General features: G+C 48.8%; 25 protein-coding genes and 1 tRNA gene. 5 read left to right on the forward strand and 21 right to left on the reverse strand.

The window, feature by feature from the left end:
• Window positions 1-28: 28 nt before the first annotated feature.
• The 3 genes from nhaC to ACTHUF_RS07655 all read right to left on the reverse strand — a co-directional run bounded on the left by nhaC (window position 29) and on the right by ACTHUF_RS07655 (window position 3,528).
• A complete protein-coding gene (gene nhaC / locus ACTHUF_RS07645; RefSeq protein WP_049348810.1) occupies window positions 29-1,408 on the reverse strand; it encodes a Na+/H+ antiporter NhaC in 1,380 nt (459 codons plus the stop codon).
• Between the two features lie 180 nt (window positions 1,409-1,588).
• Window positions 1,589-2,212, reverse strand: coding sequence for an alpha/beta fold hydrolase (locus tag ACTHUF_RS07650; protein WP_440407438.1), 624 nt, complete (start codon window positions 2,210-2,212; stop codon window positions 1,589-1,591).
• A 92-nt stretch (window positions 2,213-2,304) separates the two neighbouring features.
• Entirely contained in the window at window positions 2,305-3,528 is a 1,224-nt protein-coding gene (locus ACTHUF_RS07655) for a sugar MFS transporter (protein WP_315094510.1), read from the reverse strand.
• A 274-nt stretch (window positions 3,529-3,802) separates the two neighbouring features.
• Here ACTHUF_RS07655 and ACTHUF_RS07660 point away from each other — a divergent pair, with 274 nt between their 5' ends.
• Window positions 3,803-4,216: a DedA family protein gene (locus ACTHUF_RS07660; RefSeq protein ID WP_315094508.1), complete on the forward strand. Its 414-nt coding sequence runs from the start codon at window positions 3,803-3,805 to the stop codon at window positions 4,214-4,216.
• A gap of 65 nt (window positions 4,217-4,281) precedes the next feature.
• On the opposite strand, the gene ACTHUF_RS07665 is transcribed toward ACTHUF_RS07660, so the two are convergent.
• The 4 genes from ACTHUF_RS07665 to ACTHUF_RS07680 form a co-directional block, all read right to left on the reverse strand.
• The gene (locus ACTHUF_RS07665) at window positions 4,282-5,475 is read right to left on the reverse strand and encodes an amino acid aminotransferase (protein ID WP_315094506.1); all 1,194 of its coding nucleotides are present in this window, start codon (window positions 5,473-5,475) and stop codon (window positions 4,282-4,284) included.
• Between the two features lie 98 nt (window positions 5,476-5,573).
• Window positions 5,574-6,224: an HAD family hydrolase gene (locus ACTHUF_RS07670; RefSeq protein WP_049348806.1), complete on the reverse strand. Its 651-nt coding sequence runs from the start codon at window positions 6,222-6,224 to the stop codon at window positions 5,574-5,576.
• Between the two features lie 69 nt (window positions 6,225-6,293).
• Window positions 6,294-7,238 carry a cation diffusion facilitator family transporter gene (locus tag ACTHUF_RS07675; protein WP_315094503.1) on the reverse strand — a complete coding sequence of 315 codons (945 nt, stop codon included), beginning with the start codon at window positions 7,236-7,238 and terminating at the stop codon, window positions 6,294-6,296.
• A gap of 15 nt (window positions 7,239-7,253) precedes the next feature.
• On the reverse strand, window positions 7,254-8,084 hold the full coding sequence (locus ACTHUF_RS07680) for a ferritin-like domain-containing protein (protein WP_440407439.1): 831 nt from the start codon (window positions 8,082-8,084) through the stop codon (window positions 7,254-7,256).
• A gap of 289 nt (window positions 8,085-8,373) precedes the next feature.
• Here ACTHUF_RS07680 and lolA point away from each other — a divergent pair, with 289 nt between their 5' ends.
• Window positions 8,374-8,994 carry an outer membrane lipoprotein chaperone LolA gene (gene lolA, locus ACTHUF_RS07685; RefSeq protein WP_049323136.1) on the forward strand — a complete coding sequence of 207 codons (621 nt, stop codon included), beginning with the start codon at window positions 8,374-8,376 and terminating at the stop codon, window positions 8,992-8,994.
• A gap of 76 nt (window positions 8,995-9,070) precedes the next feature.
• On the opposite strand, the gene glmM is transcribed toward lolA, so the two are convergent.
• Complete coding sequence (gene glmM, locus ACTHUF_RS07690; RefSeq protein WP_003747557.1) at window positions 9,071-10,408, reverse strand: phosphoglucosamine mutase; 1,338 nt, start codon at window positions 10,406-10,408, stop codon at window positions 9,071-9,073.
• A gap of 216 nt (window positions 10,409-10,624) precedes the next feature.
• The gene (locus tag ACTHUF_RS07695; protein WP_049323135.1) at window positions 10,625-11,491 is read right to left on the reverse strand and encodes a c-type cytochrome; all 867 of its coding nucleotides are present in this window, start codon (window positions 11,489-11,491) and stop codon (window positions 10,625-10,627) included.
• 285 nt (window positions 11,492-11,776) lie between these two features.
• Between ACTHUF_RS07695 and ACTHUF_RS07700 the strand changes: the two genes are divergently transcribed.
• A tRNA-Arg gene (locus ACTHUF_RS07700) sits at window positions 11,777-11,852 on the forward strand.
• 91 nt (window positions 11,853-11,943) lie between these two features.
• Here ACTHUF_RS07700 and ACTHUF_RS07705 read toward each other — a convergent pair.
• On the reverse strand, window positions 11,944-13,137 hold the full coding sequence (locus ACTHUF_RS07705; RefSeq protein WP_315094497.1) for an amino acid aminotransferase: 1,194 nt from the start codon (window positions 13,135-13,137) through the stop codon (window positions 11,944-11,946).
• 109 nt (window positions 13,138-13,246) lie between these two features.
• Window positions 13,247-14,020, reverse strand: a complete 774-nt coding sequence (locus ACTHUF_RS07710) for a FadR/GntR family transcriptional regulator (protein WP_315094495.1) — start codon at window positions 14,018-14,020, stop codon at window positions 13,247-13,249.
• A 340-nt stretch (window positions 14,021-14,360) separates the two neighbouring features.
• Between ACTHUF_RS07710 and ACTHUF_RS07715 the strand changes: the two genes are divergently transcribed.
• Window positions 14,361-16,337 carry a TonB-dependent copper receptor gene (locus ACTHUF_RS07715; RefSeq protein WP_315094493.1) on the forward strand — a complete coding sequence of 659 codons (1,977 nt, stop codon included), beginning with the start codon at window positions 14,361-14,363 and terminating at the stop codon, window positions 16,335-16,337.
• Window positions 16,338-16,463: 126 nt separating this feature from the next.
• Here the strand turns inward: ACTHUF_RS07715 and ACTHUF_RS07720 are convergent, their stop codons facing one another.
• From ACTHUF_RS07720 to ACTHUF_RS07735, 4 genes are all read right to left on the reverse strand, one after another.
• Window positions 16,464-17,801 carry a sodium-dependent transporter gene (locus ACTHUF_RS07720; protein ID WP_315094491.1) on the reverse strand — a complete coding sequence of 446 codons (1,338 nt, stop codon included), beginning with the start codon at window positions 17,799-17,801 and terminating at the stop codon, window positions 16,464-16,466.
• Window positions 17,802-18,067: 266 nt separating this feature from the next.
• Entirely contained in the window at window positions 18,068-18,973 is a 906-nt protein-coding gene (locus ACTHUF_RS07725; protein WP_049323129.1) for a metal ABC transporter solute-binding protein, Zn/Mn family, read from the reverse strand.
• A 79-nt stretch (window positions 18,974-19,052) separates the two neighbouring features.
• Window positions 19,053-19,928, reverse strand: coding sequence for a metal ABC transporter permease (locus tag ACTHUF_RS07730; RefSeq protein WP_003747573.1), 876 nt, complete (start codon window positions 19,926-19,928; stop codon window positions 19,053-19,055).
• A gap of 76 nt (window positions 19,929-20,004) precedes the next feature.
• Window positions 20,005-20,730 (reverse strand): metal ABC transporter ATP-binding protein, encoded by a 726-nt coding sequence (locus ACTHUF_RS07735; protein WP_188211416.1) that lies wholly within the window; start codon window positions 20,728-20,730, stop codon window positions 20,005-20,007.
• 270 nt (window positions 20,731-21,000) lie between these two features.
• On the opposite strand from ACTHUF_RS07735, the gene ACTHUF_RS07740 reads away from it, so the two are divergent.
• On the forward strand, window positions 21,001-21,297 hold the full coding sequence (locus ACTHUF_RS07740; RefSeq protein WP_315094489.1) for a DUF2288 domain-containing protein: 297 nt from the start codon (window positions 21,001-21,003) through the stop codon (window positions 21,295-21,297).
• A gap of 66 nt (window positions 21,298-21,363) precedes the next feature.
• Here ACTHUF_RS07740 and apaG read toward each other — a convergent pair whose 3' ends face one another.
• The 6 genes from apaG to hpnD all read right to left on the reverse strand — a co-directional run bounded on the left by apaG (window position 21,364) and on the right by hpnD (window position 26,411).
• Window positions 21,364-21,732: a Co2+/Mg2+ efflux protein ApaG gene (apaG, locus tag ACTHUF_RS07745; protein ID WP_003682575.1), complete on the reverse strand. Its 369-nt coding sequence runs from the start codon at window positions 21,730-21,732 to the stop codon at window positions 21,364-21,366.
• Window positions 21,733-21,824: 92 nt separating this feature from the next.
• Window positions 21,825-22,313 (reverse strand): phosphatidylglycerophosphatase A, encoded by a 489-nt coding sequence (locus tag ACTHUF_RS07750; RefSeq protein ID WP_314595604.1) that lies wholly within the window; start codon window positions 22,311-22,313, stop codon window positions 21,825-21,827.
• Window positions 22,306-23,262: a thiamine-phosphate kinase gene (gene thiL, locus ACTHUF_RS07755; RefSeq protein ID WP_315094486.1), complete on the reverse strand. Its 957-nt coding sequence runs from the start codon at window positions 23,260-23,262 to the stop codon at window positions 22,306-22,308. The genes ACTHUF_RS07750 and thiL overlap by 8 nt, the downstream gene beginning before the upstream one ends.
• Before the next feature lie 181 nt (window positions 23,263-23,443).
• Window positions 23,444-24,163 carry an SDR family oxidoreductase gene (locus ACTHUF_RS07760; RefSeq protein ID WP_003747583.1) on the reverse strand — a complete coding sequence of 240 codons (720 nt, stop codon included), beginning with the start codon at window positions 24,161-24,163 and terminating at the stop codon, window positions 23,444-23,446.
• A gap of 95 nt (window positions 24,164-24,258) precedes the next feature.
• Window positions 24,259-25,566: a hydroxysqualene dehydroxylase HpnE gene (hpnE, locus tag ACTHUF_RS07765; RefSeq protein ID WP_440407440.1), complete on the reverse strand. Its 1,308-nt coding sequence runs from the start codon at window positions 25,564-25,566 to the stop codon at window positions 24,259-24,261.
• Window positions 25,563-26,411 (reverse strand): presqualene diphosphate synthase HpnD, encoded by an 849-nt coding sequence (hpnD, locus tag ACTHUF_RS07770; protein WP_295697909.1) that lies wholly within the window; start codon window positions 26,409-26,411, stop codon window positions 25,563-25,565. Before hpnD ends, hpnE begins: the two co-directional genes overlap by 4 nt.
• Window positions 26,412-26,896: the final 485 nt, after the last annotated feature.

A 26,896-nucleotide genomic window follows, 5' to 3' on the forward strand; every position in this document is an offset into this window, starting at 1 on the left:
ACGGCCTGATGATCAAACAGCCTACTGTTTATTTTTTACTCAAGGTCAGCCCTGTCCAGCCAAACACCAGCGTCAGAGCCAAGCTCAAGTAGCAGAAGAAGGCGTAAGGCAGGTATTCCCAAACAGGCACGCCCAAGGCATGGCTGATGAATACGCCGCAGACGCTCCAAGGCACCAACGGGTTGATGACCGTACCCGCATCTTCCAGCGTACGGGCAAGGTTGCGAGAATGCAGGCCGAGTTTGTCATAAACCGGCTTAAAGGTTTCACCGGAAAGCAGAATACTCAAATATTGCTCGCCAATCAGGAAGTTGACACCGACCGATGTCATGGCCACGCTGAAAGTAGCGCGTCCGGCATTGGTCAGGAACGCACGAATGGCTTCCAACAAAGACGGAATCACACCAATACTGAACAACAGGCCGCCCAAGCTCATGCCGAGTATCACGATGGTTTGCGTAAAGAACATGCTTTCCAAGCCGCCGCGTGAAATCAAGCGGGCAATGTCTTTGAATGCTTCGCCTTCGAGTTTGTATCCGCTGTAAAACCACGCGCCCAGCTGTTTCAAATCAGGCGTACTGTGGAAGTAAGTCACAATCAATGCCACCACAACAGTAAACAGCATGGCCACAATGGCATTGACGCGCATCAGGGCAAGGACAACTAGCAAAGCAAACGGAATCAATGAATAAGCATGCACCAAACCGGTTGCTTCCAATTGCGCGCGGAAAGCTTCGACGCTGTTCATGTCATGTGCAGCCACATTGGGTAAAAGCCACAACATCAAGGCCGCACTAATCAACCACGCAGGCACAGTGGTGTACATCATGTTTTTGATGTGCTCGAACAAATCAATGCCGACAATCGAAGCGGAAATACCGGTCGTATCGGAAAGCGGCGACATTTTATCGCCGAAGAACGCACCCGACACAATCGCACCTGCCGTCATCGCCATATCGGCATGAAATGCAGCCGCCATACCCATAAAGGCCACGCCGACAGTTGCACAAGTCGTCAAACTACTGCCGATGGAAATACCGATGACCGAGCAAAGCGCAAACGCCGAGAAATAAAAATAAGTCGGTGAAATCAATCCGAAACCGTAATACATCAGCGTCGGAATCGCACCGCTCATCATCAGCGCGCTGACCATCAGGCCGATAAAGAAAAACAGATAAATCGCACCCATGCCCTGCCCGACCGCGCCTATCATACCGTTTTGCATGTCTTGATATTTCAAGCCGCGCATCAAACCGTACAACAGCAAGACCACGATCGCCGTCACAATCGACATATGCGGCAGCCATTCAAGCGAAATAATCGTATAACCCATTGCCGCCACCAAAGCCAAGGCCACCGCAATGGCCTCGAAACGCGGCATATTGAGTAAGGATTTGAAAGCAAACATTGTTCTTTGCCTTTTTAATAAGTATTTAACAGATTTTAGCATAACAGGCCGTCTGAAAAACCGGTTTCAGACGGCCTGCTGATTATTTTACGAAAACAACGCTCACAAACCCTTGCCATTTTCTTTAAAATGAACGAATTATTTAGAATAAAATATTTTTTAATCAGAATAAATGGTGTTTTATTGCTTTTTAAAATATCCATCATGCAAAAATGCTACTACCTGCCCGGCAGTTTTGCGGTTGAACAGCATACCGCTATGGCTGACCGGTAAAACGATATGATCGCGCATATTCGGACAATGCGTTTCGCTGACCAAGACCGTACCATCATGTTCGCCGTGCAAACCTAAAACACGGCTCAGTCCATACGGTTTGTTACCGGCGATACTGCCCAACTCAACACCCTCTGGCAATTCAGGCATACTGCCGTCCAATGCCCCTTTGTAAGAGCCGCCCAATACCGGCTTTTGCAAACCCAAATTGAGCACACGTTGCGCAGCCCGGCTGCCTTGGTGCGGCGTACCCATGGTAACGATACGGCCGCTGACTTTTTCCGGATATGTTGCCGCAAAATTGCGTAAAACCAAGCCGCCCAAACTGTGGCCGACAAAGTGCAGCGTTTCATCAGCATGGTTCTCATCAATCCATCGCGCCAAGTCCTCAACATGTCGGTTCATCGAATGCAACACACTGCAATAATCGAACAGCGCAACTTCAAAACCTTCTTGTTCCAGCAAATACGCCAGCGGTCTCATGACCCACGAATGCATGTGCAGACCATGCAGCAAAATGATTTTGGCCATTTTTTCCTCCTGTCATTTAAATCATTATGCCACAAAGTCAAAAGGCCGTCTGAAATCCCATAAGGTTTCAGACGGCCTGTTATCATGATGAATTATTCGTCAGCTTTGTAGCCTTTTATAGCAAAGAAGACGATGTATACGTAACAAATCGCTGATACAACGAAAGAAATCATCAAGCCGTAAGTATCCGCAGCCCAACCTTGTACCACAGGCACAACCGCACCGCCGACAATCGCAGTACACAACACGCCGGAAGCGCTGCTGGTGAATCGGCCCAGACCTTTGGTTGCCAAAGAGAAAATGGTTGGGAACATGATGGAGTTGAAAAAGCCGATGGCCAACAATGCCCACATCGCAATATCCGCACCGGCTTTACCTGCCAACATAGCAACGCCCAACAAGGCAACAGCAGCAGTAGCGTTAAATGCCAAATAGCGGTTAGGCGCAATTTTCGCCATGATGGCAGAGCCTAAGAAACGGCCGACCATCGCGCCGCCCCAGTAGAACGACAAATATTTTGCGGCAGATGCGTGGTCCAAACCTTTCAGATAGCCCAACACGCTGACCAATAAAGAACCGATGGATACTTCCGCACCGACATAACAGAAAATACCGGCCGCACCAAAAACCAAATGACGGTATTGCCAAACACTGTGTTTGCCATCATGGTTATGTTCGCTCTCTTCTTCGGCAATTTTACGCGCATCAGGCAAACGAATCATTTTGACAAACACAGCCAAAATAATCAGCAAACCGGCCAACCCTAAATACGGAATTTGAACGGAAGAAATTTGCTCGGCTTTGCTGACAGTTTGTGTTGCATCAGCCAAAATCAGGAATGCGCCGATTTGCGGAGCAATGGTCGTACCCAAAGAGTTAAATGCCTGAACCAAAGTCAGTGTTGCAGATTCTTTACCCGGTTTGGACAACAGGGTCACATAAGGATTACCCGCTACTTGCAACAGTGTTACACCTGAAGCCAAAATAAACAATGCACCCAAAAAAGTTGCATAAGAATGACTGCCGGCAGCAGGATAAAAGAGCAGACAGCCGATGGCGGTCAATACGAAGCCGCTAATCACGCCGTTTTTATAGCCGATTTTGCCGACCAAATAACCCATCGGAATCGACATAATTGCATAAGCGGTAAAGAAACAGAACTGAATCAGCATTGCCTGAACATAAGTCAGGTCGAAAATATCTTTCAAATGCGGAATCAAAATATCGTTCATGCAGGTAATGAAACCCATCATGAAAAAGAGTGTGGTTAGGACAACCAGCGCAGGAGTATGATTTTGTTGTGAATGCGCAGACATGATTTGCCTTTCGTTTTGTTAAGATTTGCTGGAAAAATGAGTTTAAATCAGTTCATTAAACTTAACACCCATTAACAGCCGCCCGTATCATACTGATAATCCGTCACCTTGAAAACTATTTTCTAACAGCCGACTACATTATCCTTCAATCGTTTAATTTTAAAAAATTCAATAATATTGGATTTATATTTTAATATATTAAAAAATAAAGGCATAATCCTCTTATTAAACCTGTTATTTCTTTTTTACAATACTCCTTGATATAACTCAAAATATGCCCCTTCTTTACGCTTACCTTGCCCTAATTGCCTCTGCCTTTACTTCTGCCACACTACTTCCGGGTACATCCGAGGCGGCATACGCCGCATTTGTGTACCAATATCCGCAACATGCCCTCGGAGCATGTTTGTGTGCCGGGTTGGCGAATGGCTTGGGCAGTATGGTTTCGTATTACATGGGCAGGATGTTTCCGGCCAAGAAAAGGCCGTCTGAAAAAGTATTGGCGCGTATACAAAGATGGGGAATTTGGCCGCTATTGTTCGCATGGCTGCCCATTATCGGTGATGCCCTCCCCCTTGCCGCAGGCTGGCTCAGGCTCAATGCCCTGCATTGCGCCATTATTCTGATTGCAGGCAAACTTCTGCGCTATGCGGTGATTTATTGGGGAATGAACACAGTTGCCGGATAAGTTTCGACAGTCAAAAATAAAGGCCGTCTGAATGATTCAGACGGCCTTTGCCTTTAATTCGACAATTACAACACTTTCACAATGCTCTCGCACAAATAATCGATGTTGTCATCAGTAATGCCGGCAACGTTGATGCGGCCGGAGCGGACGGCATAAATGGCAAACTCGTTTTTCAAACGGTCGACTTGTTCGGGAGTCAAGCCGCTGAAAGAGAACATGCCGTTTTGTTCGATAATGAAATCAAAGTTTTGGCTTGCGCCTTTTGCTTTGAGCAACTCGACAAATTTTTGACGCATGGCTTTGATGCGGCCGCGCATTTCGTCAAGTTCGGCAATCCATTGTGCTTTCAAATCATCATTTTTCAACACCAGCGCAATGGTGTTCGCACCGTGTGAAGCCGGGTTGGAATACAAGGTACGGATGATGGTTTTGACTTGGCTGTGGGCGCGGGTGGCAGTTGCTTCGTCTTCAGCCACCAAAGTGAACGCGCCGACGCGCTCGTTGTACATACCGAAGTTTTTGGAATAAGAGCTGGCAATCAGTAATTCTTTATTGTATTTCAAGAATACGCGCAAGCCGTAGGCATCTTCTTCCAAACCGTTGCCGAAGCCTTGGTAGGCAAAGTCAAACAGTGGCAACCAGCCTTTTTCGGCAGAAAGTTTTGCCAAAGTTTCCCATTGTTCGGGCGTAGGGTCGATGCCGGTAGGGTTGTGGCAGCAGCCGTGCAGCAGGACGATGTCGCCCTTTTGCGCTTGGCTCAAGTCTTCAATCATGCCGTCCCAATCCAAACCGTGTTTGGCGGCATCGTAATAACGATATGGTTTGTCTTGGATACCGACTGCTTTGGCGATGGCGTTGTGGTTTGGCCAAGTCGGATTGGAAATCCAGATGGTTTGCGCGTTCAACTGACGTTTGGCAAACTCGGCCGCAATACGCAATGCGCCTGTACCGCCAAGGCTTTGCGCTGTTTTGGCGCGACGGCTGGCAATGATTTCGTGGTCTTTGCCAAATAACAGGATTTGGGTTTGCTCGTTGTAATCGGCAACGCCGTCGATGGTGAGGTAGTTTTTAGTTGTCTCGCTTTCCAGCAGGCGTTTTTCAGCCTCTTTGACGGCTTTGACAATAGGCGTTGCGCCGGATGCGTCTTTGTACACGCCGATGCCGAGATTGACTTTTTCGGGACGGGTTTCGGCTTTAAACGCTTCGCCCAAACCTAAAATCGGATCAGCAGGAGCTGCTTCGATATGCTTGAAGAACATGATTTTTCTCTTTACAAGTAGTAAAACGGTTGAAAAAATACAAATTTATGTAATTTTACGCCGTTTCGGGCCGTCTGAAAACGGATTATTACAGGGTTTTAACGCAAGATTGCCAACAAATCCAAAGGCGTGGCAATACGGAAATCGGCAAGCCAGTTTTCGGTTTGGTCTTCGGCAGAAATATAGCCCCAATCGGCAAGCACGGTCGTCATGCCTGCATTTTTGCCTGCCTGCATATCGCGCTCGGCATCGCCGACATAAAAGCATCGCTGCGCTTCGACCCCCATCTGTTCACACGCATAAAACATGGGCTTCACGCTGGGCTTGGGTTCATCGCAAGTATCGCCGCTGACAATGACGGCGGGAGGCACGGTAAACCCGAGTTTAGGCACGAGGACATCGGTAAAACGCATGGGCTTGTTGGTGATAATTCCCCATTGGATACCGCGTTGAACTAAGGCTTCCAGCATTTCATTTACGCCGTCGAACAAGATGGTTTGGTCGGCATAGCAGCGGCTGTATTCGTCCAAAAACTCTTTGCGCCATTGCATATAGTCCGGATGGTCGGGCGTAATGCCTGCACCGAGTTTGAGCAAACCGCTCGCACCGTGGCTGGCCTGCGGACGGATTTCATCCATGCTTTTTTCAGGCAAACTGTGTCGGCGCAATACCGTGTTGAGCGCACCACCCAAATCAAGTGCGGTATCGGCAAGCGTGCCGTCAAGGTCGAATAATACGGCTTGGGTCATAAGTGTTCCTTTGATGATTTTAGAAGGCCGTCTGAACAATCCAACAAGTTTCAGACGGCCTGAATATGGTTAATGGTGATGGTGTTCGTGCATTTCCTGCGAACACAAAACTTCATCTTTATGCGGATGCCGTTCGCTTTCAATCTGAATCGTACAATGTCCGATGTTGTGATGCGCCAATTCATGTTCGATGCGGTAGGCGATTTGTTCGGACTCTGCCACCGTCATGCCGCCATCGACAACAATATGGCAGGATAAAACGTGGATATTGCTGGTAATCGTCCAAACATGCAAGTCGTGAACGGATTTTACGCCTTCCGTATTGCGGATCACGCTGAGCAACTCATCGGTATGGATGTTTTCCGGTGCACCTTCCATCAAAATGTGCAAAGTCTGTTTAAACAGCGTCCAGCCGCTGCGCCCTACCAAAGCCGCCACTAATACGCTGGCAACTGTATCCGCCCATTGCCAGCCATACACCATTATCAACACTGCTGCGACAATCGCCCCTATCGAGCCGAACAAATCGCTGATTACGTGCAGATACGCGCCGCGCATATTGACGTTTTCTTCGGTATCGCTATTTTTCAACATATAAACGGCGACGCCGATGTTGACCAGCAATCCGATGATACTGACCACCAACATGCCGCCCGTCAAAATTTCCGGCGGATAAAACAATCGTTTGACTGCCTCATAAAAAATCATCGCCGCAATCAACACCAGCGACAATCCGTTAAACATCGCCGTCAAAATTTCAAAACGTTTGTAACCGAAAGTCTTTTGCAGCGTGGTCTGTTTCTCGCCAAGTTTGAATGCCCACAATGCCATACCCAGCGAAAACGCATCGCTGAACATATGCCCCGCATCGGAAAGCAGGGCCAAAGAGTTGGTCAGCCAGCCGCCGACCGCCTCAACCAGCATAAATCCGGCAATGACGAAAAATGAAATGCGCAATACCTGCTTGTTGGCGGTATGCGTATGCGCGTGCGAATGATCGTGATGATGTGCCATGATGGTTTTACCGTTTCAGACGGCCTTTTTATCCTGTTTCAAACTTTTCTCAAAATCTTCCAACATATCTAGCTCAAAACGGCTGAATCCAGCACGTTCCCTCGCTTCGATATTAACGTAGCCGCGGAAGATAAACATATTGTAACGCGCAATCAGGCTGCGGAACAGGGCGACCGGTTCCAAACCGCGCTCACGGCAAAGATGCTGATACCAATGATTGCCGATGGTGACATGCCCTACTTCATCGCGATAAATAATATCCAGCACATCGCAGGTTTCCATATCGCCGCGCTGCGCCACTTTTGCACGAATACCCGGCGTAACATCCAAACCGCGCGCTTCCAACACCCGCGGCACCAAAGCCATGCGCAACAAAGGATCGTAGGCGGTTTTATACGCCATGTCCCACAAATGCCCGTGCGCTTCAAAATCGCCGTAATCGTAGCCCAAGCTGTTCAGACGGCCACGCACCAAGCCGAAGTGAAACACTTCTTCTTTCGCAACCCTTACCCAATCACGTACAAACTGAAACGGCATATTGCGAAAACGATACGCCGCATCCAAAGCCAGATTAATCGCGTTAAATTCAATATGCGCAATCGCATGCAACATCGCCGCATAGCCTTCGACCGTATTCATCTTGCGCGGCGTGACTTCCGAAGGGGCAACCAAACGCGGACGGGACGGATGACCGGCAAAACGGCAATCCACGGGTTTCGACGCTTCAGCCGTCAAGCCTTCCACCTCGCCCAACTGCGCAAACAAGGCCTGCGTCAATTTTCCTTTTTCATCCGGATTGTCCGACAGCAAAGCCTGTTCCAATAAAGGATAAGGATTCAGATACATACAAAACCATTGTTTTCAAAAGATAAATATTATAACCGTTTTAAAAAGCAAACAGAAAGACTATAATTTCACGCTTTCCGTAAAATGACATTAAATACCACACCAAGCCCTTATGCGTTTCATTAAAAAAACGTCAAAACCAAATACAGGCCGTCTGAAGAAATGAAATTATTTCAGATACTTGCTTGGATTTTTCATATTTACACAAATTAAACCCGCTCTTCAGCCCCTTGCCTGTTACACCATAACGTCTATACTGAACCCATCTCTCCGAACAAGGAACCAAAACATGAAAACCAACCGACTGTTCACCCTGACCGCTGCCGCGCTGCTTTCTTCAGCCATCGGCTTTGCACAAGCCGGCGCAGTGGACGCCCTGAAAAAATTCAATAATGACGCCGACGGTATCAGCGGCAACTTCAGCCAAACCGTTCACAGCAAAAAGAAAACCCAAACCACATACGGCACATTCAAAATCCTGCGCCCGGGCTTGTTCAAATGGGAATACACCAAACCCTACAAGCAAACCATCGTCGGTGACGGCAAAACCATTTGGCTCTATGACGTAGATTTGGCGCAAGTAACCAAGTCCTCACAAGACCAAACCATCGGCGACAGCCCTGCCGCCATCCTCTCCAACAAAACGGCATTGGACAGCAGCTACACGCTGAAAGAAGACGGCTCTGCCAACGGCATCGACTACGTTTTGGCTACGCCTAAGAAAAACAACGCCGGCTACCAATACATCCGCATCGGCTTCAAAGGCGACAACCTCGCCGCCATGCAGCTGAAAGACAGCTTCGGCAACCAAACCAGCATCAGCTTCAGCGGTTTGAACACCAAGCCTAACCTTTCCAGCGGTATGTTCAAATTCACGCCCCCTAAAGGCGTTGATGTCTTGAGCAACTAAGCTTCTAATGAAACACAAAGGCCGTCTGAACAACAGACGGCCTTTTATTTAGTTCAATTCAACATCAAACACACTGTTACTTTTGACCTTGAATGGCAGCGGCAATTTTTTCTGCGCCTTTTTTCGCCCAATCCGCCTGTTTGGCTTCCACCATCACACGCACGACAGGCTCAGTACCGGATGCACGCAAGACCACGCGGCCTTTGCCTTCGAGTTCTTTTTCCACTTCAGCCAAAGCCTCTTTGGAAGCATCCTGCCAGTTTTGGCCTTTTTTGATGCGGACGTTAATCATGGTTTGCGGATACGGCTGCCAATCGGCGCAAACGGTGGCAAGGTCTTGATTCAAGGTTTGCAATGCGGCCAAAACTTGCAGCGCGGAAATAATGCCGTCGCCGGTATTGTGTTTGTCCATGCACAAAATATGACCGCTGGCTTCGCCGCCAATCAGCCAACCGCGTTGATGGAGCTGTTCCAACACATAGCGGTCGCCCACTTTGGCGCGGCAGAAATCAACGCCCTGCTCTTTCAAAGCAACTTCCATCGCCATATTGGTCATTACCGTACCCACCACGCCGCCGATTTCCACGCCTTCGTGCGCGCGTGCTTTGGCAATCACATAAATCAAGCTGTCGCCGTCATACACTTTGCCATTGCGGTCAACCATCATCAAACGGTCACCGTCGCCATCCAAGGCAATGCCGTAATCGGCTTCATTTTGCAACACAGCAGCTTGCAAAGCTTTCGGATGGGTCGCACCGCATTTTTCATTGATGTTGTAGCCGTTTGGCTCATTACCGATACTGACCACTTGCGCACCCAATTCATGGAATACTTTAGGCGCAACCGCATAGCCTGCACCATTGGCGGTATCGACCACCAATTTCAGACCGCGCAAGTCCAAATGACTTGGGAAAGTGGATTTACAGAACTCGATATAGCGGTCATCCGCACCATTAATCCGGCGCGCGCGGCCAAGACGGCTGGAGGGCTGGGTTTTCATTTCCTCATCGATTTTGGCTTCGATTTCCAACTCGATTTCATCGCTCAGCTTCACACCGCCTTCGGCAAAGAATTTAATGCCGTTATCGGAATAAACATTATGGGAAGCAGAAATCATCACGCCGGCAGACAAACGCAAAGCACGGGTCAAATACGCCACGCCCGGAGTCGGCAGAGGGCCGGTTTGAATAACATTAACACCGGCGGCGGTAAAACCGGCAATCAGCGCGGCTTCCAACATATAGCCTGAAATACGCGTGTCTTTACCGATCAAGACGGTTGGTTTGATTTCGCCTTCGTGCTGCACCAAAACCTGACCTGCCGCATAGCCTAATTTCAGGACAAAATCAGGATTAATAGGAAACTGACCGACTTCGCCGCGCACACCGTCAGTACCGAAATATTTTTTTGCCATGAGATAACTCCGTGATTGTTTTGTCGTATGTGAATATGGTTGAACTTCTTTAAAAGAATCTTGATTGTATTCGAAGGCCGTCTGAATCTTTCAGACGACCCTTGATCATGAGAATAATTTACTACTTCAGTATTATAGCAAGATCCGGATTTCCTGCACGAAAAAAGCGCATCCTTTTGCAGAATGCGCTTCCTATTCGAGATTCAAAATCAAATCTTAGAATTTAGCACCAGACTGATTAGCCATGTAATCAACTGCAGCTTTCACTTCATCATCGCTCAGGCTACCGTTACCGCCTTTGGCAGGCATTGCGTTAAAGCCTTCGAGTGCGTGTTTGTGCAGGGTGTCTTTACCTTGTTTGATACGAGGAGCCCAGTCTTCTTTTTTACCTACATGAGGAACACCTGGAACTGCACCGCCGTGACATGCTTGGCAGTTGGCTTCGTAAACTTTTTTGCCGTCTGCGCCGCCGGCTGCCGGAGCTGCTGCACCTTTGTCATCTGCTTTGGCCGCATCTGCTTTAGGGGCTTCTGCAGGAGCTGCACCTTCAGCCGCCGGAGCTGAAGCGGCTTCGCCGGAAGCGGCTGCATCGGCAGGAGCTGCGGCATCAGGATCAGGGAAAGTACCGCCGGCTTTGTTGGCCATATAAGTAATCACGCGTTTCAATTCTTGATCGGTCAGGTCAGCCGCACCGCCTTTGGCAGGCATTGCGTTGAAACCGTTCAGAGCGTGTTGGAACAAGGTATCGAAACCTTGTGCAATGCGAGGCGCCCAATCGCCTTTGTTTTCAAATTTAGGCGCTTTGGGAACGATGCTGTCCGCCGCGTGACATTGAATACAGATTTTGTTGAAAATCTGATCGCCTTGACGCTCGCCGACTGGAATACCGTCGCCCAATTTCAGTTGGCCGACTGGCTGGATACGGGTTTGAGTCGCAGCTTCGGTTGTTTCGGCAACATCGCCGAATGAACCGCTTCCCGCCAGTTTGATCAGGAAGTAAATCACTGCAATGACAATAACGATACCGCTCACAAGGGTGAACAATGCAGAGCCTTGGGCTTTGTGGTCGCGGAGTTGTTTCATTTGGTAGGCCTCGCCGTTAGGTTAGGTTGTGCTGTAAGTTATAGTTTATGTGTTAAACGCAGTTAACAATATTTTGCTGGATTATACTGAATTCGCAAAGGCTTTCCAATCCATCTTGAGAAAAAGATACGCAAAAATCCTCAAAAAGGCCGTCTGATTCTTGTAAACCTTTGTAGTTATTTGAATATTCTACCCATGCAAAAGCGTGACCGCCAATGCCACTTTCTGACACTTTCAAGATAAACTTTGCCAACGGCGCTAATATGCGTTAACCTTACGGCTCTCGCACCCATAGCTCAGTTGGAAGAGTGTCAGTTTCCGAAGCTGGAGGTCACAGGTTCGATCCCTGTTGGGTGCGCCAATTATAAAGAGGCCGTCTGAAAGATGAAAATTTTTCAGACGGCCTTTTGATTTACTTCAAATAAAACTACATTCAATTTCAGATTAAACGGCTATTGCAACACTTTGGCAAATGCTTCGGCCACATAATCGATATTCGATGCATTCAATCCCGCCACACACATCCTGCCCGAATCCAGCAGATAAACGGCAAACTCGTCACGCAGACGGTGTACCTGCTCTACGGTCAGGCCTGTATAGCTGAACATGCCGCGCTGTTTGATGAAATAGCTGAAATCGCGATTGGGGATTTTGGCCGTCAAAACATCATAAAGTTTCTGACGCATGGCACGGATGCGGTCGCGCATGGCGTAAACCTCGTTTTCCCACAAAGCACGCAACTCCTCGCTGTTCATCACATCGGAAGCGATGTATGCGCCATGCGCGGCAGGGCTAGAATAAATACGGCGGACGGTAAATTTTAACTGTCCGAACACCAGCTCTGCTTCTTCCTTATTGGGACACACTGCGCTCAAACCGCCGACGCGCTCGCCGTACAGCGACAGGTTTTTCGAAAAAGAATTGCTGACAAACAAAGGCAGGCCCATTTCGACGGCTTTACGGATTGCATAGGCATCGCTGTCCAAATCCTCGCCGAAACCTTGATAGGCAATGTCCATAAACGGAATCAGCTTGTGCGTTTTGATAATGTCCAACACTTCATCCCATTGCGCTTGCGACATATCGACGCCGGTCGGGTTTTGACAGCATGGGTGCAAAATCAAGACGCTGTTTTCCGGCAAGGTTTTGAAAAACGCAGTCATTTCTTCAAATTTCACGCCGACTGTTTCAGGGTTGTAATAAGGATACGTCCCCACTTCAAAACCGGCGCCTTCAAAAATACCTTTATGGTTGTCCCAAGTCGGGTCGCTGACATAGGCTTTCGCTTCAGGGAACCAACGGTGCAAAAAGTCGGCACCGACTTTCAACGCCCCTGAACCGCCCAAAGTCTGTATGGTTGCAACGCGCCCTTCCGCCAGCGCCGGATTATCCTGCCCAAACAGCAAACGCTGAACCGCGCTTCGATAAGTGTCCAAACCTTCCATCGGCAGATAAGGCGATGGTCGCGGTACAGCCGCACGCTCTGTTTCTGCCCGGCGGACAGATTCCAAAACCGGCATTTTGCCTTCGCCATCAAAATAAATGCCGATGCTCAAATTGACTTTTTCAGGACGCTCGTCGCGTTTGAAGGTTTCAACCAAACTCAAAATCGGATCGCCCGGATAATACTCGACATGACGGTACATGGTGCTTCCTTTGTTTTTAGACAGAATGAGGAAGATTGTGGCACTAAAAGACCTTATTTGCAAAATCAGGCCGTCTGAAAAATTCAGACGGCCTGATTATTTTAAAACGCTACCAATCTACCCGTTTCAAATCATTTTGCGCCAATACGTCCGCATGCTCGCTGCGGCTTTGATATTCCCTGTCCTGCAAAATGCGGCGGGCGACATAATTCAAATGCAGTTTGGCCGCTTCCGCCGCCTCGGCCGGTTTGGCCTGGGCAATGGCTTCAAAAATAGTGCGGTGCTGGGCAATCAGCGTCGGGCGCGGGTCTTCGGTTTGATGGATATAGATAATGCCGCTGCGTGTTTGCTGATAAAGCATTTTGAGCAGGCTGCTGGAAAGATGACTGAATAGGATATTGTGTGCGGCATCGGCAATGGTTTGATGAAAGCTAACGTCTGCTTCGGCTTGATGCTCCAAATTTCCGCTTTCGCAGGCCGTTTCAAACTTCTGCCGCCAGAAGTCAATACGTTTCAAATCAGCATCAGTCCGTCTTTCGGCGGCCAGCGCCGCCATACAGCCTTCAATGTGACAGCTGAAATCGAAAACGTCTGTCTCCCAATTGCTATGTTTGCCGAGCAACTCCTGCCAGCTTTGTAAAAAATCCTGCTGCGGCTTGACGGAAACATAATAGCCATCGCCCTGCCGCGCTTCCAAAACCTGCTTGGCAATCAAGATATTCAATGCCACCCTGACCGACGGACGCGACACGCCGAATTCTTCCGCAAGCGTACGTTCGGGAGGCAATTTACTGCCTTCTTCATAAATGCCGGTCGCGATACGTTCTTCCAAAACGGCTAAAACCTGATCGCTGATTTTTTGCGGACGAACCAATTTCGTCATGTTGTATTCCTGATGATTGAAGGACAGTTTTATTCAGACGGCCATAAATTGGATTGACCAATTGGCCGCCCATTCTAATCAATCCCCTATTTTTTCGTCAAGAAATGCCATTCTCCCCATCGCAAGCAGTTTAATTCAAACACATTCATTTTTATCACGTAACCTCACCAATGCCTTCAAATCAATATTTTGGTATGACCAATCTTAATAAACAACCTATACGCCCAAAATCTGAAAATATTGATTTAGATTAAAATCCCACTGCTTCTATTTCACTAGACTTTATGTATAATACTTAGGTATTAGTTATACATAATTCCTAATAATAGAGAGAAACAATATGAAATACCCACCATTACTTATCTTACCCATTGCCTTAGCCGTATCCCAAGCATGGGCAGATACCGATCCTACACCTGAAGAAACGGTTACTCTTTCCCCTGTCACCGTCACCGGCACACAACAACAAAAAGCCAATCGCGTTACTTTCAACCCCAAAGCTGCTTTGCAACCCCTCCCTGCCGGAGACGGGGCAGACCTTTTACAATCCGTGCCCAACATGAGCATCATCCGCAAAGGCGGCAGCTCGGGCGATCCGCTGTTCCGCGGTTTGGGCGGCTCGCGCCTCTCCGTCAATGCCGACGACCAATTTATTTATGGTGGTTGCGGTATGCGCATGGACCCGCCGACTGCCTATATCCACCCCAATTCGTTTGATAAAGTCGTCGTCACCAAAGGCCCGCAAACTGTTACCCAAGGCATGGGATTGGTCAGCGGCTCGGTGCAATTTATCCGCAAAGACCCTGATTTCACTGAAAAACCTTACAACATTAACGCTACTCTGACGGCAGGCAGCAACGACCGTCTTGACGGCTCGTTGGAAGCCGAATTCGGCGGCAAATACGGCTACGTCCGTACCAATATCTCCCATAACGAAGCCGACGATTACAAAGACGGCGACGGCAACCGCATTCACTCCAACTTCAAACGCGACAGCCAAATGCTGCAACTGGGCATCACCCCGACCGAAAACACCACCATTGCCGGCACATACGAGCGCAGCAGGGCCAAGGTTGCCTACGCCGACCGCATGATGGACGGCAGCAAATTCGACCGTGATGCGTGGAATATTCGCTTTACCCAACGCAACCTCACCCCATGGTTCAGCGAATTGGAACTGCGCTACGGTAAAAGCGAAATCGACCACGTGATGGACACATACAGCCTGCGTACCATCCGCAACCCTGCCGGCATGCAGATTAAAAATGCCAACAACCCTAAACGCAATACCGATACAGGCCGTCTGAAAGCTACTTTCGACTGGGACAAACTCAATCTGCAAACCGGTTTGGATTATTTGGATGACGTCCACGTCGCGCGTCATGAGCGTGGTGGCGACGGCTACAGCCACAAGCCTTACATGCCCAACCAAAGTTTCAAACAATGGGGTATCTTCACCGAAGCCTCTTGGCAGCAAACCGACAATCAACGCTGGGTAGCAGGTTTGCGCCATGACCAAGTCAAAGCGCATTACGATACCGCGCGCGTGACCGACCCCGTTTTGAAACATCAAAAATTCAATTTGAACTCAGGCTTCCTGCGTTGGGAAAGAAATACGGACAACGGTCTGAAATACTATGCCGGATTCGGCATTGCCGAACGCGCGCCTGACTACTGGGAACGCCTGCACTCTGAAAACAAAGCCATCCGCGCAGAGCAAAACCGCCAAATCGATGCAGGCGTAATCTGGAAACGTCCTAATCTCCACGCATCCGTATCCGTATTCGGCAGCGACATCAAAGACTTCATCATGATGGAGAGCAAAGACAAGATTTTCAACGTGCGCAACATCAACGCTTCACGCTTTGGCGGCGAAGCCGAAGTCAAATGGACATTTGCGCCTAACTGGGAAGTCGGCACCAGCCTCGCCTACACTCACGGCAAAAACCGTACCGACGGCAAACCTTTGGCACAAACGCCGCCGCTCGAGTGGAACAACACCCTTGCCTTTGACAACGGCAAATTCAGCGCAGGCGCATTGTGGCGCGTCGTGGCCAAACAAAACCGTTACAGCAAAGGACAAGGCAATATCGTCGGCCAAGACATCGGCGCTTCTTCAGGCTTTGGCGTACTCTCGCTTAACGCTGGTTGGAAATTCAGCAAATACGCCACATTGCAAGGCGGCGTGGACAACGTGTTCAACAAAACCTATGCCGAATTCGTCAGCCGCGGCGGCGACCCTTCTGCCGGTACCCAAACCTTGCGCGTCAACGAACCCGGCCGTACTGCATGGCTGAGACTGCAAGCGAAGTTCTAATCAACCTCGCGCATCTATAAAAAGGCCGTCTGAAAAATGTTCAGACGGCCTTAATATTTTTCATGATGTTTTAAACAAACAGCCCGAAGTTGCATTGCTTCGCCGGACTGTCTGCCCACTATCGGTTTAAATCAAACCCAAAGAGTTGATGAACACCACAACAATCGCAATCGGCGCAAGATAGCGAAGCGCACCCAGCCACAGGTAAAGCAGCTGTTTCGGCACGGTACTGCCCATGCCCGCATCGCGCAGGACGGACTGTTTGTCCTGAATCCATGACGTAAACACGGCAACGCTCAAAGCACCGATCGGCATAATGACGGCGGAAATGATGAAATCCCACAAGTCAAAAATGGTTTTACCGAAAATTTTAAAGTCGCTCCATACGCCGAAAGACAGCGCCGAAGGAATACCGACTATGAAAATCGCAATACCGATTATCCAAGTGTGGCTGCTGCGCTTTTTCTCGTCTTGGCGGATGGTTGCCGCGATCACGGTTTCCAGCATGGAAAACGCGGAAGTCAGCGTTGCAAAAACAACCAACAGCATGAATACGGCAAACAAATACGTACCCATCGGCATTTTCATGAAAACCGCAGGCAACACGACAAAAATCAGGCCGGGGCCTTGGCCGGGCTCAAAACCGAAGGCAAATACCGCAGGGAAAATCACCAAACCGGCCAGCAATGATACAAACAGGTTCATCCACATAATCGTATGGCCGGAGCGGAACATATCCTGATCCTTACCCAAATACGAAGCATAGGTAATCATCGCAGACACGCCGATACTCAAGGCAAAAAATGCCTGACCCAAAGCAGTCAGCATCGTGCCCGGTTTCAAATACGACCAATCCGGTTTCAACAAGAATGCCACGCCCTCCATTGCGCCGGGCAAGGTCAGCGAACGAACGGCCAGTGCGATAAAGAGGATAAATAAACCCGGCATCAACACGCGGTTTGCCTTTTCAATGCCGTCTGAAATGCCGCCTTTAACCACCCAAATGGTAATCAGCATGAACAAGCCTTGGTAAAACAGCGAACCAAACGGTGAAGAAATCGTGTTGCCGAACAAGGCTTCAAAGTCTGCGCCGGCATGAATTTCACCGGTAAAGCTGTGCACGACGTAGTTCAATACCCAGCCGCCGACCACGCTGTAAAACGACAGCAAAATAAAACACGCGGCCACACCCATGCGGCCGACCCACGGCCACTGCGAACCCGGGCGCAATACTTTAAAGGAATCAATGGCGTTTTTGCCGCCTGTACGGCCGATGTAAAACTCGGCCAGTTGAACCGGCAAAGCCACCAAAATGGTGAAAATCAAAAACAAAAGAAAGAATACGGCGCCGCCGTTGGTACCAGCCGTATAAGGGAATTTCCAAATTGCACCCAAACCGATGGCCGAGCCTGCCGCAGCAAGCACAAAGCCGATTTTGGATGACCAAGACGAATGGTTGCTCATGATGTAATATTAAGAAACGTGAAGATGCCGAATTGTAACAGGGTGAAGTCAAGCCGTGAGTGGCCGGCAGACCGCCGATAAGCAATTCGCACGGATGGTGCGTACTTATCAAGCAAATTGGCATGAATTTTTGATAATTAAGCTTTTAATAGCACAAAACTAATTTTTATATTTTAAATTTGACGATTTATTTCAAAAATAAGCATATAAAAGGCCGTCTGAAACCTTGTTTCCAAGTTTCAGACGGCCTTTATCTTGAAACCGTTTTATTTTTTCATGGCATCGGTCAAAACTTTGACATTGTAGCGGTACATGCCGATGTAGCTGTTGGCCGGTGCGCCACCCAATGCATCGGAATACAAACGTCCGCTGACGTTGACGCCGGTTTCTTTGGCGATACGGTCAATCATGCGCGTGTCTTTGATGTTTTCGGTAAAGACGGCTTTAATGCCCTCGCGTTTGATTTGACGGATAATGGAAGCCACTTGTTTGGCAGACGGCTCGGCTTCGCTGCTCACGCCTTGAGGGGCGATGAATTCAATATTGTAGCGTTTGCCCATGTATGTGAATGCATCGTGTCCGGTCAAAACTTTACGCTTGGCGGCAGGTACGGCATTAAAGGCAGCCTGCGCATCGCTGTGCAATTTTTTCAGCTGCATTTGATAGTTGCCCAAACGTTGCTGATAGTAGGTTTTGCCTTCAGGATCGGCTTGAATCAGCGCATTGGCAACGTTTTGCGCATAAGTACCCATCAGGACGGGGTCGGTCCAAACGTGCGGGTCAAATTCGCCGTGATCGTGATGATGGCCTTCATGATCGTGGTCATGATGATGGCCGCCCTCTTCTGCTTTCAAAGCCTGAATGCCTTTGGTCGCTTCAGCGAAAGGCACTTTGCTCTGTTTGACTGCGCGTTGCACATCGGCGGCTTCCAAGCCCAAGCCGTTGAGCAATACCAATTTTGCGCTGCGGATTTTTTTGATGTCGCCGCTGGTCATGTGGTAGGCATGGCTGTCTTGGTTGGCGCCCACCAAGCTTTGAACGGCCACGCGGTCGCCGCCAATCTGTTTGGCCACGTCGCCCAAAATGCTGAAGCTGGTCACAACAGGCAACGGAGCAGCATAAGCGGCACCGGTCAATAATGCGGCAACGATGCCAAGTTTCCAATGTTTCATATTCTCTCCATTGATATAACGTAACATTAACATCATCATAAAACAGACCGCCTGATTATTCAAGCGGCCGTCTGAAAAATCATGCCGTACGGTGTTTCTTGCGGCGCAACCATTTTGCCAAAATGCCGCCTTCCCAACCAAACACGACGGAAATCAGGTAAAGCGTGCCGCAGCATAAAATAATCGCCGGACCGGACGGGATTTCGATATGGTAGGAAAACAACAGTCCTGCCAAGCCGCAAAGCAAAGCCAATGCAACCGACAAAATCATCAGCCAACCCATGCTTTTCGCCCATAGTCTGGCAGTAATCGCCGGCAACATCATCAAGCCGACTGACATCAGCGTACCCAATGCCTGAAAACCGGCAACCAGATTCATCACGACCAGCACCAAAAACAACACATGCCAAAAGCCGCCCTTACCGCCGACAGCCTTGAGGAACAAAGGGTCTATGCTTTCCAACACCAGCGGGCGGAACATCACAGCCATCAGCAAAATAGTGACGCTCGCAGAAACGGCAATCAGCTGCAAAGCCGGAATATCCACCGCCAACACCGAGCCAAACAGCAAATGCAGCAAATCGACGCTGCTGCCGTTTTTGCTGACCAAAACCACGCCGATGGCAAGGCTGCTCAAATAAAATGCGGCAAAGTTCGCGTCTTCTTTCAATGAAGTAAACCGGCTGACCAAACCGGCCAACAAAGCCATCAGCAAACCGGCTGCAAAACCGCCAACGCTCATCGCAGGCAAACTCAAACCGGCAAACATATAGCCAATGGCCGCACCGGGCAAAACCGCATGGCTCAAGGCATCGCCCACCAAACTCATGCGGCGCATCACCAAAAACACACCGACAGGCGCCGCGCTCAATGCCAGGCAGAAAATCGATGCCAGGGCATAGCGCATAAAGTCGAATTCGACGAACGGCGCGACGACCAAATCATATAAATCCATGTTTTATCGCTTTTTTATTAATCTCTGAAAGCCTGAGGCCGTCTGAAAAACACTTACTTTCAGACGGCCTTGTCCATTAAACCGCGCACCAATCGGCCGCTTCCTGCTTCTGCATCATTCGGTTAGCCTGTGCCAAAAATTCATCGGTCAACACATTTTCCGTCGCACCGGCAGCCACTTTTTCACGCGCCAAAAGCAGCGTGTTAGCAAAATATGCCCGCACCTGCTCGTAATCATGCAACACGGCAATCACCGCCTGACCGTCCTGATGGCACTGGCGCAAAACCTCCAACAGCGCATAAGTCGTCCGTGCATCCACCGCGTTAAACGGTTCGTCCAGCAGCAAAAATTTGGCATCCTGCACCAGCATCCGCGCAAACAATACGCGTTGGAATTGGCCATTGGACAAGTGCGCGATTTGGCGCGTGGCAAAATCCTGCATTTCCACGCGCTCCAAAGCCGCCATCACGCGCTTTTTCTGCGCTGCGTTCACACGTCCGAAAAAGCCGATTTCATACCACAGCCCCATCGCCGCCAGTTCAAACACCGTCATCGGCTGGCTGCGGTCAATATCCGACTGCTGCGGCAGATAGGCAATGTCCTTGCGCGCCATATTTTCATAGCGCACGCTGCCCGTATCCGTCTTCTGCAAACCCATAATGGCTTTGAGCAGGGTCGATTTGCCCGCGCCGTTCGGCCCGAAAATCGTCCACATCTTGCCATCTTCAAACACCATATCGACATGGTGCACCACCGGCCTGCGCTGATAGCTGACCGTCAGATTTTCCACCACGATACTCATGGCAATACCGCCCAAAAATATACAGCCCACAACGCCGCCAATGCGACAAGCGCAATCAGCAGCCTTTGCAGCAATCCGGTCAACAATACAGAATTCATAAGCCTAAAACCGCCCTTGCCCGAATACGGGCAACAGGCCGTCTGAAAGAAAATTAAAACATTAAAATGATACTGTATAACGTTAACCCTGTAAATTTCTTTCGTTTTCAGACGGCATCGGGCAAAAGGCCGAATATCGGTTACAATCCATTTTTTATTTGATGATTATCCTATGTCTATTCCACTCTTAAACGAAAAACTCAATACCGAAACCGCCCGCATTTCATGGGAAGAGCTACAACCCCACTTCGCACGCGGTGCCGCCGTCTATGTTGCGCCCGATTTGGATTTGATTGCCGTCGCCCGCCATGTTGCCGAAGATGAAGCCGCGCCATTGAAACAATGGATGGAACAAGGCAAATTCGGTGCCATCAGCGATGATATGGCGCGCACATTTTTAGCGGATAAGCAAGAAATGTGGGCGGTTGTCGTAGCTCCGTGGGTATTGGTACAGCCTTGCAAAGAATAATAAGGCCGTCTGAAAAAACGAAACCGGAACATTTCCCATGTTCCGGTTTTTCATTTTTCAGACGGCCTATTGCAACGTAAAGCCTGCTTTGAATTCAAGCTTCGGCACCCCGATAACGAAACGTTTGCCGATGCTGTCTTCAAACTCATACGCGCCTTCGATACTGCCCCAAGGCGTGCTGATTTGCGAGCCGCTGTTGTACTCATAGGCTTCGCCTGGGTACAAAACAGGTTGCTCTTCAATCAGGCCGGCATGGCCGACTTGCTCTGTCTCACCGTGTCCGTCGGTGATTTCCCAAAAACGCTGACGCAAAGTAATGATTTCATCGCTGCGGTTGCAGATGGTAATCAGATAATTGAAGGCGTAGCGGTCGCGGTAGACGTCGCTTTGGCCGGCCATATAACGCGGCTCCACGTTAATCTCGATTTCGTTCATAATTGTTCACCCGTATATTTATTTTATTTAAAACCGGATAATTCCGGCGTGTCCGCCCTATTTTTGCAAAGGGTCGAAACACTTAAAACACATCACGCAATCCAATGAAACAGCCCCAAGACCAATAAAGTCATCACAGCCGCAATCAAATCATCAAGCATAATGCCCAAACCTCCATGAATCCGCTGGTCAAACCATTTGATCGGCCAGGGTTTTAACGCATCAAACAAGCGGAAAATAACAAAAGCCGCCAGCCACCAGCTCCATTTAAACGGAATCAGCGACAGCACCAGCAGCATCGCGACAATTTCATCCCAAACGATACCGCCGTAATCCTGAATGCCCAGTTCCCTCTCGGTATAACCGCAAATGCGGATGCCCCAGAAAAACAAGGCGATACACAATAAAAGCAATATCCAGCCGTCTATGCCCAACAGGCACAATACAAAAGCCAGAGGTAACGCGGCCAGCGTCCCTGCCGTACCCGGCGCAACCGGCGATAAGCCGCTGCCGAAACCGAATCCTAAAAAACACAATGGTTTGTGCAACAGCCAAGAAAAAGTAGGTTTACGTTCAGCCAAAATGATCAAATCCTAAAGAAGTCAGTTCCAATACGCCGCCTTCGGCATCTAAAATATTCAGACGGCCTGAGTCAGTCATTTTACCAATTCGGGCGACCGGTACGCCACTTTGTTCCGCCGCCTGACAAACACGTTCCCTGTCTTCTGGAGCGGCAGTAAAAATCAGTTCGTAGTCATCGCCGCCAGCCAATACTGCCGACAACCATTGTTCGCGCGACAATACGTTTTTCAATTCAGGCAACGACGGCACACAATCGGCAAAGATTTCCGCCCCGACAGCAGAGGCTTTCAAAATATGCCCCACATCTTGAGCCAGGCCGTCTGAAACATCTTGCGCGGCATGGGCAAACGGCAGCAATGCCAGCCCCAATGAAACGCGCGGCTCCGGACGGAGCAATTTATCATCGCAAACCGCCATGATTTCAGACGGCAATTGATAATGCCCCAGATGTTGGTTCAAAGCAGCGGCAGCCAAACCCAAGCGGCCCGAGACCCAAATATCGTCGCCGACTTCGGCCGCATCACGCCGCAGGGCACGCCCTGTCGGCACTTCGCCCACTATCGTTACATTAAAGACCAAATCGCCTTTGGTGGTATCGCCACCAATCAACACCGTATCAAAACGCGCGGCCAAAACAAAAAAGCTGTCGCAAAAACGTGTCAGCCAGTCTTGATTCAATTCAGGCAACGCGGCACTGAGTAACACCCAACGCGGCTTGGCACCCATAGCGGCCATATCGGACAAATTTACTGCAAGCATTTTCCATGCCAAATCTTCAGGCGAAACATCTTCAAAAAAATGTCTACCCTTAACCAACATATCAGCGCTAAAACATAAATCAAATCCATTACTTGGGCGAATAATGGCGGCATCGTCACCTATGCCCAAAATCAAACCTTCCGATTTTTGTCGCTGCAAATATTGTCTGATAAAGTCAAATTCCGTCATATTTATCCAATATAACTATAACTTAGATTACCACATCTAATTTTGTGCCAGCCCGACGGTTGCCTATTAGCACATCAAACCTACACCATTATTTAGATATAAAACTCAATAAGTTAAAAGCCGTCTGAAAATATAGATTTCAGACGGCCTCATGTTCTCAAACCACTCTGAGCAGGTAGATTTACAGATAGACGATTTCGCCTGTCCGCCCTCTGCTCTCTCGGCTTGCCCACCAAATAAATTGCGGCAGGACATCTTCGTAGTTTTTACGTTCGCTTTTCGATTCGCCCGGATGAGATTTGATACGTTGCGGCGAATTGATAGCACCCGGCACCAAAACATTGGCACGCAGGTTGTCAAAACGTTCCCACTCGTCCGCAGCCACTTTACACAGATAATTAAGCGCGGCTTTAGAAGCTCCGAAACCGCCCCAATAGGCTTGCGGTTTTTCGCCGTGGCTTTCGCCGACAAAAATCACAGAAGCGTCTTCGGATTGCTTCAACAATGGGAATAGCGCACGGGTCAGGCCCATAGGCGCAACGGTATTGATGCGGTATTGGTTGACCCATTCCGATACGGTTTGGAAATCCAACGGCGACAAAGCATAGAAATAGCTGGCGCAATGCACCACGCCATCCAATTTTCCGCCGGTAGCTTCATCAATGGTTTCCGCGAACTGTTTAAATTCTTTTTCCTCAGCGCTCATCAAATCAAAGCAGATGGCAAACGGTTCTGGGCTGCCCGCAGCCACAATGGCATCATATACTTTTTCCAAACGCTTTTGATGACGCGCTACCAAAATGACAGTCGCTCCGGCCGCCGCATAGGCTTTGGCAACCTGCTCGCCCAAGCCTTGGGATGCGCCGGTAACCAAGATGGTTTTGTCCGCTAATGTCGTCATGACTTTTCCTTGAACTTTATGGTTTCGGATATTGTATCGGCTTGGTAAGTTTTGTAAAGTCAAAAAGGCCGTCTGAACATTCAGACGGCCTCAGTTTATTCAAACCGCAAATCCAGCATAAGCTTTTCAGCCGCGGCAAAACCTGACTGAACCGCCGCTTCCAAGGTTGCCGGATAGCGCGGATGAAGATAATCGCCGGCCGGATAAATACGGCGATGGTGCAGCCATGAGAAATCAGGTTGTACAAAATCAACCGTTGCCGCCGTAGTCGCGCGTTTTTCCGTAATAATGCGTACGGCTTCGGGTTTATCCAAATCCGGACAAACCCGCTTGATGTCCGCATGAATTTTCTCGGCTAAATCTTTATCCTTCCAAGCCTCGGTGTAATCGGAAACGCTGATGACGACCGCGACTTCATTATCCGGCAAACCCAACGTCCCCCGATGCAGCACCCACTGCGCCGTACCATCAGCAAACCCGGTTAAAGGCGCAGGCAATCTGACTGCTTGGGCATAACGCAAATAAACCGTAGTAATCGCATGGTAATGCAACGATTGATAGGCCGTCTGAATATAGTCAGGTGTATCTTCAGGCAAAAGCGCGTCAACATGATATGGCGCAACAGCCAAAATCACCGCATCAAATACTTCGCCATTGATTTCAATTCGGCCATCGATATGATGGTTTAAATGTGTAATACGGGTTTCAAGATGTATTTTTGCACCATGCTTGTGTAGGAAATCCAAAGCCGGTTCGGCTACGATCCGTCCTAAATCCTGCTTGGGCAAAAGATAATCACTGTTCGCCTTTTCAGACCACACACCATCATTCAATACATTGCATAAAATGCGTAACGATGCCTGTTCTAACGGCGTATTTAAAGCACCCCAGACCAAAGGTTGCCAAAATTGGCCAAGTAGGCTGCGCGGAACATTTCGTGTTCTCAACCACTTTGCAACCGTCAAATCGGTTTTATAATGGCCTGCCCAACGTTGCAATGCCGACATATCCGACAGCAATTTGATTCTCAATGAAAAGGAAAGATTTTTCGCACGCAGGATACCGACAAGCAAATACCAAGGCGCTGGCAGAGAGGCCGTCTGAAACTGCAATCCCTCATGGATGTACCATTGCAAAGGCTGGCGTAAAAAGGCTGATTCAGGTTGAACGCCAATATGTCGCATCAAATTTTGAACACCATGATACGCGCCCAACAAAATATGCTGCCCATTATCCAAAAAGCTGAATCCATTATTTTTCCCAGCTAAGGCACGCGCCCTACCACCAGCCTGCCTCCCAGCTTCAAACAAAGCAATATCAGCTCGATGAATCAGGGAAACCGCCGCAGACAAACCTGCCCAACCGGCACCAATTACAGCAATTTTTGGACGCTGAGTATTCATGGTTTAAATCCAAACAGCCAAGTTTTCAAAGCAATACGTTTTTTACGGGGAGAAGGAATCGCAATTTTGTAAGTCAAAACATTTTGTGCGCCATCACGGTCAATTTCATTCAACAGCGCATAATAAATAGCCGCCATAATCAGGCCGACTTTTTGCGATTTCTTATCCGCAGCCGGCAAAAGCAACATAGCCTCACGATAAGTTTCACGCGCCCTATCCACTTGAAACTGCATTAATTTCGCAAAATTGTCTGTCGGTTTACATTGCATAATGACGTTGGCAGGCACATCAAATTTCTGCATTTCCTCTATCGGCAGATAAATTCTTCCCTGCCGCGCATCTTCGCCCACATCGCGAATAATATTCGTCAACTGCAAAGCCAAGCCCATTTTGTCCGCATATTCCAAAGTTTTCGGATTGGAAAAACCTAAAATCCGTGCAATAAGACGCCCCACAACTCCGGCAACACGGTGACAATACAGCTTTAATTCATCAAAACTACCATAACGAGCCTGCTCCAAATCCATCTGCATCCCATCAATCAAAGCTTCAAATTCATTCTTCGGCAAATCAAAACTTGCCCGAATATCTTTTAAAGCTTGATGAACAGGATGCTCAGGCATCTCATTGTTGAATACTTTCTCCAAATCACTGCGCCACCAATTCAAGGTAATCTGAGCCACATTCGGATCGGTACAGCCATCGACCACATCATCCAGTTCGCGACAAAAAGCATATAAAACAGTGATCGCATTTCGTTTTTCTACTGATAAAAAACGAAAACCGGATAAAAAACTGGAATGGCTTTCCGCAGCCTTTTGACGACAATAATCTAAAGCAAGCACTGTGTATCCTAAAAATATTGTTATAAATAATTAGCAGGGATTTTATCCGTATTTAAAAAAGTACGCCAATATCAAAACCCATCTTACGACAAGGCCGTCTGAAAGCTGATTTCAGCATCTTTCAGACGGCCTAAGACCTTGCGATAATATAAGAAGATTTTAGTCAATTAAAAATCTTATGGCGCATTTTTATGCATCAAATGTCGTTAACAGACTATTTTTATAAAGGTCTAAACCTGAAACCTATTTTGTAAATTCTATTTCATTTCCCATACTCATTCTCCTTTTCCAACAACCGTTTTTTAATGCAATATCGTCAAATCCCCCTTGCCTCTTACCTTATTACCCGACGGAAGCACCCCACTGGTTCAAGCTTTATTCCCGCCCCCAAACAAAGCCGCCCCGGGCCCAACCGGCAAACGGTTCGGCCGCAGGGCGGCATACAGGCAGAGTCAGGCTTATTTTTTCACGGCAGGTTGGGCGGC

The sequence above is a fragment of the Neisseria sp. P0024.S006 genome, assembly GCF_051956595.1.
GTDB lineage: Bacteria > Pseudomonadota > Gammaproteobacteria > Burkholderiales > Neisseriaceae > Neisseria.